This window comes from Dietzia cercidiphylli (assembly GCF_039531545.1).
Taxonomy (GTDB): domain Bacteria; phylum Actinomycetota; class Actinomycetes; order Mycobacteriales; family Mycobacteriaceae; genus Dietzia; species Dietzia natronolimnaea.
In genome coordinates, this window is sequence record NZ_BAAAQG010000007.1 from 163,433 (window position 1) to 177,266 (window position 13,834).

The following is a 13,834-nucleotide window of genomic DNA, read 5'->3' on the forward strand; positions in this document are numbered from 1 at the left end:
ACGGGGTGGCGGTGCGGCCCGGGTGGCCGGGTGTTCGGACCCCGGCCCGACGCGCGATGGTGTCCCACGCCACACAATCCGCGGCGTGTCACTCGCGGGGCCCACGCACGAAAATGCTAGGTATCCCCGATTTCGCTTGACCTGGGCGACTCGCATGTGTGTAATCACAGGTGTGTCATTCGTATCGGAGCGGCACGCCGGGCCGGGCAGACGCACGAGCGACGAGCAACGTAACACGAGGGGATGACCGTGGATCGACAGTCACGCACCGCAGCGGGACCCGAGCTGACCCTGGTCGACTTCGGCACCGGTGCGCTCTTCGTGGAGGACGAGGAGGAGAGCTGGCAGGACCGGGCCCTCTGTTCCCAGACCGATCCCGAGGCGTTCTTCCCGGAGAAGGGTGGCTCGACCCGCGAGGCCAAGAAGATCTGCACGGGATGCGAGGTCAAGGCCGAGTGCCTCGAGTACGCGCTGGCCAACGACGAGCGCTTCGGCATCTGGGGTGGACTGTCGGAGCGCGAGCGTCGACGGATCAAGCGAGAAGCCGTGATGTGAGCCCGTCCGGGGCCCGTGGGACCGGGGCTCTCCACGGCACCTGCCTCACCACTGACTGACCACCCCACGGGGTGGTCAGTCGTCGTTGGGGCCGGCCTCGACCTCGTCGGGTGAGATCTCCAGGTGTTGCGACACGAGTTCCACCAGGACCGAGTAGACCAGGTCGCGCAGGTCGTCCCCGCCGGGTGCCCGGCGGGTGAGCGGCCTGCGGAACAGGACCAACCGGGCCCGTGTGGGCTGGCCGGCCCGGTCGACGCCGGCGGGGACCAGCCGGGCGAGCGGCACCAGGCCGTCCGCCACGACCTCCTCCGGCCAGGTCTCACCGGGCTTCAACCGCATCCGCGGCACCATGTCGACGGCGAGGTCCAGGTGCACAAGGCGGGAATGCCAGTGCTGGTCGATCTCGGCGAACGCCTCGAGCGCGGCGGCGTCGAACTCGGCGGCGCGGCTCCGCCAGCGGGGGACCTCCGGGGGCAGGATCGGACCGCGCGGGCCGTGCCCCCGCCGGGCGGCACGTCGGGAGGTCACCACTCGCCGACCACTGCGTCCGGGGTCGCCCGGGAAGTCCCGGACCGAGATCCTGCTGCCCGAACACACGTCGGTCTGGCCGGCGCCCGGGATCGCGTTCCCTGTGGGCGGCCGTCCGGGGACCGGTGCGTGTGGGCTCATGACGCGAGGGTAGCCGCCGAGCCACGGGCTCCGCGGCACCGGCGCGGCGGGTCGGGGCGCACGAGGCGGCCGCACGGGACTACTCTGGGGTCTCGTGAGTGAGAACCGTCGTTGCTGCCGCCCGGGGTGCCCCAATCGTGCGGTCGCCACGCTCACCTACGTCTACGCGGACTCGACCGCCGTCGTCGGACCGCTCCCGGCGATCCGGGAACCACACTCGTGGGACCTCTGCGCGGCGCACGCCCTGCGCATCACCGCCCCCCGGGGGTGGGACCTGGTCCGCCATCCCGATATCGACGCCTCGGCGGAGGACTCCGATCTCACCGCCCTGTTGGACGCCGTGGCCGGCGGGCCTGTCGGTGGCCGGAGAGCGGGAGCCGCCCTCGTGGACGCGGACCGGTTGCGGCGGTTGGGGGTCTCCGACCCCGGGCCCGTGCTCGCCGAGGCACCGGTGGAGCCCTCCGGCGGTCGCCCCCACCTGCGGGTGGTCCCCAACACCCCCGACGGCGACGAGGCCCCCTCGGCGGTGCCCGTCGACCGCGCGCGGGAGCCGGGGCCGGGTCTCGGCTGACGGGACACCGACCGGCCCGTGGCCGCAAGCGACGGCCCGGCCGGGAACCCGGCGGGTAGGGTCGAATGATGACACCGTCCGACCGCCTCTCATCCCTGGAGCAGCACGTGGCACGCAGCGCCGAGTCCGTCCGAGCCGTCATCAAGGCCTACGATGTCCGCGGCGTCGTGGGCGAGCAGATCGACGAGGACTTCGTCCGTGAGGTGGGCGCGTCGTTCGCCCGTCTGATGCGGTCCGAGGGGTCGGAGACCGTGGTGGTCGGCCATGACATGCGGGACTCCTCCCCGTCATTGTCCCGGGCGTTCGGGGACGGCGTCACCTCACAGGGTCTGGACGTGGTGACGATCGGTCTCGCGTCGACCGACCAGCTCTACTACGCCTCGGGACTGCTCGACTGCCCGGGCGCCATGTTCACCGCCAGCCACAACCCTGCCCGGTACAACGGCATCAAGCTGTGCCGTGCGGGCGCGAAGCCGGTCGGTCAGGAGTCCGGACTCCGGACGATCGCCGACGAGGTCGTCGCGGGGGTACCCGCACACGACGGTGAGGCCGGGACGGTCTCCGAGCGTGACGTCCTCGATGGCTACGGTGCCTACCTCCGGGAGCTGGTCGACCTGTCGGGTATCCGTCAGCTCAAGGTGGCGGTCGACGCCGGGAACGGGATGGGCGGCCACACCGTGCCCGCGGTCCTCAGCGGACTGCCGCTGGAGATCGTCCCGCTGTACTTCGAGCTCGACGGGAACTTCCCCAATCACGAGGCCAACCCCCTCGAACCGGCCAACCTGGTCGATCTCCAGGCGCTGGTCCGTGAGAGCGGGGCGGACATCGGCCTCGCCTTCGACGGCGACGCCGACCGCTGCTTCGTGGTGGACGAGCGGGGCGAGCCCGTCGCCCCGTCGGCCATCACGGCGCTGGTGGCCGGGCGCGAGCTCGACAAGGAACCCGGCGCCTCGATCATCTACAACCTCATCACCTCGCGGGCCGTCCCCGAACTGGTCGAGGAGAAGGGCGGCGTCGCGGTCCGTACCCGCGTCGGCCACAGCTTCATCAAGGCCCAGATGGCGGACACCGGTGCGATCTTCGGCGGCGAGCACTCGGCGCACTACTACTTCCGTGACTTCTGGGGCGCCGACTCGGGGATGCTCGCCGCGATGCACACCCTCGCCGCCCTCGGGGAGCAGGACGCCCCGCTGTCACAGGTGATGGCGGAGTACACCCGGTACGCGGCGTCCGGGGAGATCAACTCGACGCTGGACTCCGCGGAGGAACAGGTGGCCCGGATGGAGGAGGTCATCGACGCCTTCTCCGGCCGTGCCGTGTCGGTGGACCGACTCGACGGCGTGACCGTCGACCTCGGCGACGGCGCGTGGTTCAACCTGCGGGCCTCCAACACCGAACCGCTGCTGCGACTCAACGCGGAGGCGCCCACCAGGGAGGACGTCGCCGCGGTGGTCGACGAGGTCCTCGCGATCGTCCGTGCCTGACCTGACCAGCGACACCGGGGCCGGCCGGGTGGACCTGGACGACGCCGAGGCCCTGCGCTCCTCCGACGCCACCGGAGCCCTGCTCCACGCGTCGATGGCCGGGGCACAGCTCCGGTCAGTCGCGACGGCCGTCGACTCGGGGGCGCTGGACGGCCTCACCGGGTTCCGGCCCCGGGCGCTCGTGTGGGTCTCCGGTCGCTCGGACCGGGCCCGCCACGCCGCCCGGGTGGTCGCCGCCCTCTGCGAGGTCGTCGGCGGAGCCGCCGTCCCACCGCTGGTCCACGCCCACACCCTCCCCACCTGGGTCGGGGCCCTGGACGTCGTCCTGGTCTCCGGAGACGATGCCGGCGACCGGGACCTCGCGTCCGCCGTCGAGTCCGCCGCCCACCGGGGTGCGATGGTCGTGGTGGACGTGCCGAGGGAGGGTCCCGTCGGCGAGTCCGGAGGGGGTCGGGCCGTCTGGCTGCCCCCGCTCCCGTACCTCCCGCCGCACCGCGGGGTCCTGCACCACCTGGCCGCCGGGATGGCGGTCCTGACCGCCCTCGGGGTCCCGGGACTGGATGTCGGCGTGGCCGCGGACGCGGTCGACGTCGAACTCGAGGGTCTGGGGCCCGATCTCGCCACCCCGGTCAACCCGGCCAAGCTCCTCGCCACCGCGGTCGCCGGGACGGACCCGCTCGTCTGGATCCACGCGGATCCGTTGTCCGCGGCCTACTGCGACAGGGCGGTGGCCGCGTTCTGCGACGCCGGCCGGGTCACGGCGACCTCCTCGGTCACAGACGCCGTCCGGTCCCAGGCCGAGCGCGCCCGTGGGCTGCCCGCCGTGGACCCCCTCGCGAGTCTGTTCCACGACGACCAGCTGGACGGCGAACGGGAGGACAGGACCATCCGGCACCTCGGTATGGTGTTGAGCGCGGACGAGGAGTTCGTCCGCCTGGCCGCGGGCCCGCTCGCGGACGTCGAGTGGATCTCCGATCGTGGTCGGGACACGGTCGGTGCCGCACCGGCCCCGTTGAGCGGAAAGGTGGCCGCGCTCATGGCACGGACCGAACTCTCCGCCGCGTACCTGTTGGTGGGGGGGCTCTAGACCCGTGGTGGCTCTCATCCCGGTGGTCCAGGCGTACGCATGGGGCTCCCGGACCGCGCTCCCCGAGCTGTGCGGAACCCACTCCCCGGCACCGCACCCGGTGGCCGAGCACTGGTTCGGCGCCCACGACTCCGGCTCGTCGCTCTGCGCCGACGGGCGGGGGTTGGACGCGCGGATCGCGGCCGACCCCGAGGGTGAGCTCGGGACGCGGGTGGCCGCGGAACACGGGGGCGGTCTGCCGTTCCTCGTCAAGCTCCTGTCCGCCGAGCAGGCGCTCTCCCTGCAGGCGCACCCGTCCCCGGAGAGGGCGAGGGAGGGTTTCGCCGCCGAGGACGCGCGGGGGATCGCCGTCCACGCCCCCGATCGCAACTACCGCGACACCAACCACAAACCCGAGATCCTGGTGGCACTGACCGAGTTCCACGCGCTGGTGGGATTCCGTCCCGTGGCCCGGACCGTGGCGTTGTTCGACGCCCTCGACGTGCCGGCCCTGCGCCCCTACCGCGACATGCTGGACGGCCAGCCGGACGCGGAGGGTCTCCGTGCGGTGTTCACCACCGTCGTGACGATGCCGCACATCGCGCTGGAGACGGTGGTGGCGGACCTGGTCACCGGTGCCGTGGGGTACCTCACCGCGGAGGGCGTCGCCGGCGAGTGGTCGAACGAGGCCACGACCGTGGTCGAGCTCGCCGAGCGGTATCCCACGGATCCCGGGGTCCTGGGTGCCCTGCTGCTCAACAGGGTGGTGCTCCGGCCGGGACAGGCCGTGTACCTGGGACCCGGTCAGCTCCATGCCTATCTCCGCGGTGTCGGGGTGGAGGTGATGGCCAACTCGGACAACGTCCTGCGCGGGGGCCTGACACCCAAGCACGTCGACGTCCCGGAGTTGATGCGGGTGCTCGCGTTCGACCCGCTGGCGGACCCCACTGTGCGGCCGGTCCCCGCCGACCGCGGGATCCCCGGGGAGATGGACTACCCCACGCCCGAGCCCGATTTCGCGCTCTCGCGCATCGCGCTGCCCGCCGGCGCCGGCCCGGTCAGCTACCGGACCGACGGCCCGGAGATCCTGTTGTGCACCTCCGGCCGGGTGTGCGTGTCCGAGAACGGGGCCACGGAGACGCTGGGGCCCGGCCACGGGGTGTGGGTCCCCGCCTCGACACCGGTCGTGGAGCTGGAGGCCGCAGGAGGGGCCACCGTCTTCCGCACCCGGGTCGGCGGTCCGGAGACGGGGACGGCGTACCGGTAGGGCTCCCCGCTAGTGTGGTGCGGAAGTCTTTTCCGAACTACGAGGAGCTGGTCGCACACATGTCCGCTGATCTGCACGTGCAGTCCGTCAACGGTGTCGAGTTCAAGGTGGCGGATCTGTCGCTGGCGGAGGCGGGCCGCAAGCAGATCCGTCTGGCCGAGCACGAGATGCCCGGCCTGATGGCGCTGCGTGAGGAGTACGGGGCGGAGCAGCCGCTGGCGGGGGCCCGGATCGCCGGGTCCATCCACATGACGGTGCAGACCGCCGTGTTGATCGAGACCCTGACCGCGCTGGGCGCGGAGGTCCGGTGGGCCTCGTGCAACATCTTCTCCACCCAGGACGAGGCGGCCGCCGCCGTCGTCGTGGGCCCGGAGGGCACGCCCGAGGCCCCGTCCGGCGTGCCGGTGTTCGCGTGGAAGGGCGAGACGCTCACCGAGTACTGGTGGTGCACGGAGCAGATCATGACCTGGCCCGGCACCGATCCCAACATGATCCTCGACGACGGTGGCGACGCCACCATGCTCGTGATCAAGGGCAAGGAGTTCGAGCAGGCCGGGGCCGTGCCGTCGGACGACCCCGCCTGGTCGGCGGAGGAGAAGGTCTTCCACGCGCTGCTGCGCGAGTCCGTGCCGGCCCACCCGGGCAGGTACACGGCCATCGCCGAGTCGGTCCAGGGCGTCACCGAGGAGACCACCACCGGCGTACACCGCCTGTACCACTTCCACGCCGAGGGTGTGCTGCCGTTCCCGGCGATCAACGTCAACGACGCGGTCACCAAGAGCAAGTTCGACAACAAGTACGGCACCCGCCACTCGTTGCTGGACGGCATCAACCGCGGCACCGACGCCCTCATCGGAGGTAAGAAGGCCCTGGTGTGCGGTTACGGCGACGTGGGCAAGGGGTGCGCCGAGGCCCTCGCCGGCCAGGGCGCGCGCGTCCAGGTCACCGAGATCGACCCGATCAACGCGCTGCAGGCCCTCATGGACGGCTTCGACGTGGTGACCGTGGACGAGGCCATCGAGGCGGCCGACATCATCATCACGGCCACCGGCAACAAGGACATCATCACCTTCGACCACATGAAGCGGATGAAGAACAAGGCGATCCTGGGCAACATCGGCCACTTCGACAACGAGATCGACATGGCCGGACTGGAGTCCGCGGCGGACGTCACCCGCATCAACATCAAGCCGCAGGTCGACGAGTTCGTCTTCGACTCCGACGGCCGCTCGATCATCGTGCTGTCGGAGGGGCGTCTGCTCAACCTCGGCAACGCCACCGGCCACCCGTCGTTCGTGATGTCCACCAGTTTCTCCGACCAGGTGATCGCCCAGATCGAGCTGTTCAGCAAGGCCGACCAGTACCCGATCGGCGTCCACCTGCTGCCCAAGATCCTCGACGAGAAGGTCGCGCGCCTGCACGTCGAGGCACTCGGTGGATCGCTCACCACGCTCGCCAAGGACCAGGCCGAGTACATCGGTGTGGACGTCGAGGGCCCGTACAAGCCCGACCACTACCGGTACTGATCCGATCCCGTGGTCGCGCGTCTGGTCGTCGTCGAGGGGCTCGACGGCGCGGGCAAGAACACCCTGACGACCGCCCTGGTCGGTGAGCTCACCGACCGGGGTGTGTCGGTCGGGCGTCTGGCGTTCCCCCGGTACGGGACCCTGCACGCCGACCTGGCCGCCGACGCCCTGCACGGCGGCCAGGCCGGTACGGCCGACTCCCCGCACGCGATGGCGTTGCTGTTCGCCCTGGACCGACACGCGGCCCTCGCCGAGCTCCGCGAACTGGCCGCCTCCCACGACGTGGTCCTGCTCGACCGGTACGTGGCCTCCAACGCCGCCTACACGGCGGCCCGGCTCGGACCCGGGCGGGAGGCGGAGGTGATCCGCTGGATCGGTGAGCTCGAGTTCGACCGACTCGGTCTGCCGCTGCCGGACCTGCAGATCCTGTTGGACACGCCGACCGCACTGGCCGCCGAGAGGGCTGGTTCCCGGGAGTCGGCGGACCCGGGTCGCACCCGGGACCGCTACGAGAGGGACGCGGCCCTCCAGACGGCGACGGGGGAGACCTACCGTCGGCTCGCCGCGTCCGGATGGCGCTCGCCCTGGCGGGTGCTGGACGTCGACCCCGACGTGCGGGAGCTGGCGGACCTCGTGGTCGGTTCCTGAGTTCTCGGATCCCGGGTTCTCGACTCCTGCGTTCTCGACTCCTGCGTTCTCGACCACCGGGTTCTCGGCGACCGAGCCGAACCGTGGGCCCGGCCCGTCGGTGCGGCCGGGTAAGGTCTCCATGGACACATGCCGACACTCACGCCGACACAAGTGGTGACAATGACCCCGAAGATCCTCGTCGTCGACGACGACGCCGCACTGGCAGAGATGCTCACCATCGTCCTGCGGGGCGAGGGGTTCGAGACCGAGGTCGTGGGCGACGGCGTCCAGGCCATCGAGACCTTCCGGGCGGTCCAGCCCGATCTGGTCCTGCTCGACCTCATGCTCCCGGGCCGGAGCGGGATCGACGTGTGTCGGGACATCCGCGGCGAGTCCAGGGTGCCGATCGTCATGCTCACGGCCAAGACGGACACCGTGGACGTGGTCCTGGGGTTGGAGTCCGGAGCCGACGACTACATCATGAAGCCGTTCAAGCCCAAGGAGCTCGTGGCCCGCATCCGGGCGCGTCTGCGCCGGGGTGAGGACGAGCCGAGTGAACTCCTGCACATCGGTGATGTGACGATCGACGTGCCCGCCCACACCGTGACGCGTGAGGGCACGCCGATCCCGCTCACGCCGTTGGAGTTCGACCTGCTGGTGGAGCTCGCCCGCAAGCCCCGCCAGGTCTTCACCCGCGAGGTCCTGCTCGAACACGTCTGGGGCTACCGTCACTCGGCCGACACCCGGCTGGTCAACGTGCACGTCCAGCGCCTGCGCGCGAAGATCGAGAAGGACCCGGAGAACCCCGAGGTCGTCCTCACCGTGCGCGGAGTCGGGTACAAGGCCGGTCCGGTCTCGTGACCGCACGTCGTCCGGACGACGCGGCGGCGTCCTCCGGCGACGAGCGCGACACCCGGGACATGACCGACTCGTCGTCGACCCTCCTGGAGCGGATCCGGGACCTGGACCTCACCGTCCTGGGGATGCGGTTCGCGCGCATGTGGCGGCGATCCCTCCAGCTCCGGGTGGTCACCTCGACCCTCGCGCTGTCCATGGGCGTGATCCTCACGATCGCGTTCATGCTGCAGAGCCAGATGGCCGCGCAGTTGCTCTCGACCAAACTGGACGCCGCGGTCGAGCAGGCGGGCCGGCTGCGGGTCACCGTCGAGGCGCAGATCGCCGCGACCGACGAGGGGACCAGTGAGCAGTCCCGCCTCGACCAGGCGCGCAGCGCACTGGGGGAGCGGGGCATCGCCTCCGACGGGGAGTCGGTGCACGCGGGCACCTTCGACCCGATCCTGGTGGTGCCCGACCAGACCGGGCGCGGGCAGGTCGTCAGCCCGGCCGACTCGCAGGTGCCCCCGGAGTTGCAGTCGCTGGTCCAGCGGGGCCGGGTCGCCTACCAGTACGTCACGGTAGATTTCCGGGGAGAGCCCGCCAAGGCGCTGATCATCGGGACGCCGACGGACTCGTCGATCCCCGGGCTCGAGCTCTACCTGGTCTATCCGCTCATCGCCGAGGAACAGACGCTCGGGATCATGCGCGGGATCGTCGCGACCGCCGGCCTGGCGATCATCGTGCTCAGTGCGGCGATCGCGTGGATGGTCGCACGGCAGGTGGTGCTGCCGGTCCGCCAGGCGGCGTCGATCGCGCAGCGGTTCGCCAACGGTCACCTCAAGGAACGGATGGTGATCCGGGGAGAGGACGACGTCGCCCGACTGGCGATGGCGTTCAACGACATGGCACAGAGCCTGTCCGACCAGATCACCCAGCTGGAGGAGTTCGGCGACCTGCAGAAGCGTTTCACCTCGGACGTCTCGCACGAGCTGCGCACCCCGCTGACCACTGTCCGGATGGCGGCGGACATCATCTCCGACTCCGCCGGTGACCTCGACCCCCCGACCAAGCGGGCCGTCGAGCTGCTGGAGTCCGAACTCGACCGGTTCGAGAGCCTTCTCACCGACCTCCTGGAGGTCTCCCGCCACGACGCCGGAATGGCAGAGCTCTCGGTGACCGCGCTGGACGTGCGGGGGGCGGTCGAGGACGCGGTGTCCACCGTGTCGCACATCGCGGAGTCGGCGGGCGTACAGGTCGAGCTGGACATGCCGGCCGAGCCGGTGGTGGCCGAGGTGGACTCCCGACGGGTGGAGCGCATCCTGCGCAACCTGGTGGCCAACGCACTCGACCACTCGGAGTCCAAGCCCGTCCGGGTGACCCTCCGCGGGTCCGAGGCGGCGCTCGCGGTCTCGGTGCGCGATCACGGCGTGGGGCTCAAGCCCGGCGAGGAGTCGCTCGTGTTCAACCGCTTCTGGCGGGCGGATCCCTCCCGGGTCCGTCGGTCGGGCGGGACCGGACTCGGTCTGGCGATCGCGCTCGAGGACGCCAGGCTGCACGGCGGCCGGCTGGACTGCTGGGGCAGCCCCGGGGAGGGGTCGTGCTTCCGGCTGACCATCCCCCGGCGCCACGGGGGCACCCTCACCTCGAGCCCGCTGCCGTTGACCCCGGAGGACGAGGCGCGGCTGGTGAGCACCGGGTCCCCGACCCCGCTGGACCGCGTCCCCGGGACCGAGGAGGCCCGCTCGTGAACCGCGTGAGGGCACTGGCCGCGGCGGTGGCGCTGGTCTGCGCGGCCGCGCTCGGTGCCACCGGATGCGCGACGCTGCCCTCGTCGTCGTCGCCCCAGGTCATCGACACCTTCTCGCCGTCCGGGGCTGGCCTGGCCGTTCCCACCCCGGTGCCCGACCAGGAGCCGGACCTCCTCGTCCGGGACTTCCTCAAGGCGGCCGCGATCGCCGACCAGCGACACGCGGCGGCCCGGCAGTTCCTCACCCCGGAGGCGGCGGAGACCTGGGACGATTCCGCGGAGACGACGATCGTCCTCCGCGCGGACCTCAGCGCGGAGGGTGGCCGCGGCGCGGACCGGGCCGAGTACACGCTGCGCGCCGAGAAGGTCGGTTCGCTCGACCCCGGCGGCATCTTCAGGGAGGACGTGGGGCAGCTCGAGGTGACGATCGGCCTGGCCCGGCAGGACGGCCAGTGGCGCATCGACCGGTTGCCCCCGGGGGTCGTGATCGAACGGACCGAGTTCGTCTCCACCTACGCCCAGCGCGACCTGTTCTTCCTCTCCGGTTCCGGGGACTCGCTGGTCCCCGACACCCGGTGGACGGCCGCGGACCGGACCGACCTGGGTTTCTCGCTGGTCAACCTGCTCGCCACCGGGCCCCGCCCCGGGCTCGAGTCCGCCGTGCTGTCCCGGGTCCCCACCTCGGTGTCGGTCCGCCCCGACCAGACCGCCGACGGGGAGGAGGTCAGCGGGACCTCCATCGACTTCACCGGCCTGCCGGTGCTGAGCAGTCAGGCCACCACACAGTTCGCCGCCCAGGTCGTGTGGACCCTGGCCCGCGCGGATGTGCCCGGTCCGTACCGTCTCGAACGGGACGGCGCGCCTCTGGACGAGCGCTTCGTGGACGGGTGGACGACGGAGGACGTCCGGACGTTCGACCCGTATCCGCCGGTGGAGCCCATGCGCAACGCGCTCACCGCCGCCGACGGTCTGGTGCGGCTCGAGGCGACCGGCGCCCGACCGGCCGGAGGTCCCTGGTCGGAGGTCCGCGGGGGACGGAGCGCGACCATGTCCCACGACGACAGGGTGCTGGCGGTGGTCGCCGACGAGGACCGCGCGGGGCCGCAGAGGCTGCTGATCGGGGCGATCGACGGCGAGCCCGCCGAGGCCCTGGCCGCCCGGACCCTGACCGGACCCACGTTCCACCCCGTGGACGGACGGGCCTGGGTGATGGCCGACGACGCCAGGCTGGTGCGGGTCGGCGCGGGAGGTGACGCCCCGTCGGTCCAGGAGATGGACGGTGCCCCGATCCGCGCACTGGGGTCACGGGTCACGGGGCTGCGGATCGACCAGTCCGGGGCCCAGCTGGCGGTGGTGGTCGACGGCAAGGTGTTCATCGGCGCACTCTCGGCGGAGACCGGGCAACCGCTGGCCGGCACCTTCCGGCAGATCGGCCGTGCGTTGGGGGAGTCGGCCACCGTGGTGGCGTGGCGTGACCGGTCCACGATCGTCGTGGGTCGTGACACCAGCGAGGCACCCGTCACGACGATCACCGTGGACGGCGCGATGACCGAGCCGTTGTCCCAGCGCAACATCGCCGGACCCGTCACGGCGATCGCCGCCGCGGGCCGCGAGGTGTACGTGGTGGACCAGCGGTCCCTCCTGAGGCTCGACACGGCGGCCGAGACCGGGGATCGCTACTGGCGGGAGATCAACGGACTGGCCGCCATCCGGGCGGACCCGGTCGTCGCGGGCTGACCCGGTGCCGACGGGGGCCGGCGCGAACCGGGGGCGCCCAGGTGGACCCGGGTGGGCCGCGGCCCTGGCGGATCTCGTGGTCCCCCTCGAGTGCGCTGGGTGCGGGTGCGCACGGGAGCGGTGGTGCCCACGGTGTGCGTCGACCCTGGCCGGGGGCCCGGTGCACGTGCGGACCCGCGCGGATCTCGGTGTGCCCGTGTGGGCGCTCGCCCGGCACGCCGGTCCCGCGGCCCGCGCGGTGTCGGCCTACAAGGACCGCGGGCGTCCCGACCTCGCCTCCCCGATCGGTGCCGCGCTCGCCGCTGGGGTCGACGCGCTGAGGGCGGCGGGCGAGATTGCGGAGGCGTCCGAACGTCCGACGGTGCTCGTCCCCGCACCGGCGTCCGCCCGGGCCCGCCGTCGACGCGGGTTCGACCACGTCCGAGGACTGGTGGACGTCCTCGCCGCCGACCTGGCGGGGTCCGTGCCGGGCGGGCCGGTGGCCGTGGCCCCGGTGCTCGAGGTCCGGGGCAGGGTCCGCGACGCCGCCGGACTGGGCGCGCGGGCGAGGGCGGACAATCTGTCGGGCCGGATCCGCCGGCGGCCGCGGGGCACCCTGATCCTGGCCACGCCCGGGGCCCCGTCGACGGTCGAGGAGTTGATCGGGACCCCGGCGACGGTCCTGCTGGTGGACGACGTGGTCACCACGGGGGCCACCGCCGCCGCGTGTGTGGGGGTGCTGGGCGAGGGCGGGCTGCGGGTCGACGGGGTGCTCGGGGTCACCGCCGCGTGAGGTCCGGGGCTGCCCGTGGGTGAGTTCCGGACGACTTGCCGCGACTACGGTCCACTGCCCAGACGACCGGGTATCGTTGGGTTCGGACGGGGTTCACCAGCACTTTCACTGAATTTGTCCGGTGGTCGCCCCGTCCGGAGAGTGTCCACTCAGCCATGTGGGTGTGCCCCTCGACCGGGGTCCCGGGCGGTAACCGGGTCGGTCGCAGAGGCCCGCCGCAGGCCCGATGAGGAGGAGCTTCGATGGCGAAGACCCCCGCAGTCCTGCTCGACCCCGCCACCTTCGACGGTCCGTCGACCGACGACCCCGGTGCCCCTGATGCGCAGGTGACCATCAAGGGCCGGAACGTCGAGGTCCCCGACCACTTCGCGACCCGGATCCACACCAAGCTCGCGAAGATCGAGAAGATCTCGCCCGCGATCACCCGGTTCGACGTGGTCCTTCTGCACGAGAAGAACCCACGCCTGGCCAAGGCCAGCCAGCGGATCGAGATCACCCTCAAGGGCAAGCCGGGTGTCGCCCGCGCCGAGGCGGCGGAGGACACCTTCTACGCCGCCCTGGAGTCGGCGGTCGCCAAGCTCGAGCGGCAGATGCGCAAGGCACGCACCCGCCGGAAGATCAGCCACTCCGGGCACCGTCGACCGCAGTCCGTCGCCGAGGCCACCGCGGAGCTCGCGCCCGAGGCGGCACCGGCGGATGTCATGGACGAGTACGCGGACGGGGTCGACGACCAGCTCCCCGGCCAGATCGTGCGCCGCAAGGAGCACGACGGGACCCCGATGTCGGTCGACGAAGCCCTGGAGAAGATGGAACTCGTGGGACACGACTTCTACCTCTTCCGGGACACCGAGTCCGGCAACGCCACCGTCGTCTACCGGCGGCACGCGTTCGACTACGGACTCATCACGCTGAGTGACGAGGCCTGACGGTCGCAGCCCATACGCCCCGGGGGCGGTCCGGTCCGCATGGACCG

General features: G+C 71.8%; 13 protein-coding genes. 12 read left to right on the forward strand and 1 reads right to left on the reverse strand.

Features of this window, described 5'->3' with window-relative positions; translation table 11 throughout:
- The first annotated feature begins 243 nt into the window (after nt 1-243).
- Nucleotides 244-555, forward strand: a complete 312-nt coding sequence (locus ABD250_RS07065) for a WhiB family transcriptional regulator (RefSeq protein WP_241727050.1) — start codon at nt 244-246, stop codon at nt 553-555.
- Nucleotides 556-630: 75 nt separating this feature from the next.
- On the opposite strand, the gene ABD250_RS07070 is transcribed toward ABD250_RS07065, so the two are convergent.
- Nucleotides 631-1,083 (reverse strand): metallopeptidase family protein, encoded by a 453-nt coding sequence (locus ABD250_RS07070; RefSeq protein ID WP_344391912.1) that lies wholly within the window; start codon nt 1,081-1,083, stop codon nt 631-633.
- Nucleotides 1,084-1,318: 235 nt separating this feature from the next.
- Between ABD250_RS07070 and ABD250_RS07075 the strand changes: the two genes are divergently transcribed.
- From ABD250_RS07075 to hpf, 11 genes are all read left to right on the forward strand, one after another.
- Entirely contained in the window at nt 1,319-1,795 is a 477-nt protein-coding gene (locus ABD250_RS07075; RefSeq protein ID WP_344391485.1) for a DUF3499 domain-containing protein, read from the forward strand.
- A 107-nt stretch (nt 1,796-1,902) separates the two neighbouring features.
- Entirely contained in the window at nt 1,903-3,279 is a 1,377-nt protein-coding gene (locus ABD250_RS07080) for a phosphomannomutase/phosphoglucomutase (protein WP_182659261.1), read from the forward strand.
- Entirely contained in the window at nt 3,272-4,366 is a 1,095-nt protein-coding gene (locus ABD250_RS07085) for a hypothetical protein (RefSeq protein ID WP_344391487.1), read from the forward strand. The genes ABD250_RS07080 and ABD250_RS07085 overlap by 8 nt, the downstream gene beginning before the upstream one ends.
- Nucleotides 4,367-4,370: 4 nt before the next feature.
- Nucleotides 4,371-5,612, forward strand: a complete 1,242-nt coding sequence (manA, locus tag ABD250_RS07090; protein ID WP_182658668.1) for a mannose-6-phosphate isomerase, class I — start codon at nt 4,371-4,373, stop codon at nt 5,610-5,612.
- A gap of 59 nt (nt 5,613-5,671) precedes the next feature.
- Entirely contained in the window at nt 5,672-7,138 is a 1,467-nt protein-coding gene (gene ahcY / locus ABD250_RS07095; protein WP_182658669.1) for an adenosylhomocysteinase, read from the forward strand.
- A gap of 9 nt (nt 7,139-7,147) precedes the next feature.
- Complete coding sequence (locus ABD250_RS07100; RefSeq protein ID WP_182658670.1) at nt 7,148-7,786, forward strand: dTMP kinase; 639 nt, start codon at nt 7,148-7,150, stop codon at nt 7,784-7,786.
- A gap of 162 nt (nt 7,787-7,948) precedes the next feature.
- Nucleotides 7,949-8,629, forward strand: a complete 681-nt coding sequence (mtrA, locus tag ABD250_RS07105) for an MtrAB system response regulator MtrA (protein ID WP_187700704.1) — start codon at nt 7,949-7,951, stop codon at nt 8,627-8,629.
- On the forward strand, nt 8,626-10,353 hold the full coding sequence (gene mtrB / locus ABD250_RS07110; RefSeq protein ID WP_182658671.1) for an MtrAB system histidine kinase MtrB: 1,728 nt from the start codon (nt 8,626-8,628) through the stop codon (nt 10,351-10,353). Before mtrA ends, mtrB begins: the two co-directional genes overlap by 4 nt.
- Complete coding sequence (locus tag ABD250_RS07115) at nt 10,350-12,089, forward strand: LpqB family beta-propeller domain-containing protein (protein WP_182658672.1); 1,740 nt, start codon at nt 10,350-10,352, stop codon at nt 12,087-12,089. Before mtrB ends, ABD250_RS07115 begins: the two co-directional genes overlap by 4 nt.
- Nucleotides 12,090-12,249: 160 nt before the next feature.
- Nucleotides 12,250-12,861, forward strand: coding sequence for a ComF family protein (locus ABD250_RS07120; RefSeq protein WP_304812959.1), 612 nt, complete (start codon nt 12,250-12,252; stop codon nt 12,859-12,861).
- Between the two features lie 242 nt (nt 12,862-13,103).
- Nucleotides 13,104-13,787 carry a ribosome hibernation-promoting factor, HPF/YfiA family gene (gene hpf, locus ABD250_RS07125; protein WP_182609975.1) on the forward strand — a complete coding sequence of 228 codons (684 nt, stop codon included), beginning with the start codon at nt 13,104-13,106 and terminating at the stop codon, nt 13,785-13,787.
- The last annotated feature ends 47 nt before the right edge of the window (nt 13,788-13,834 follow it).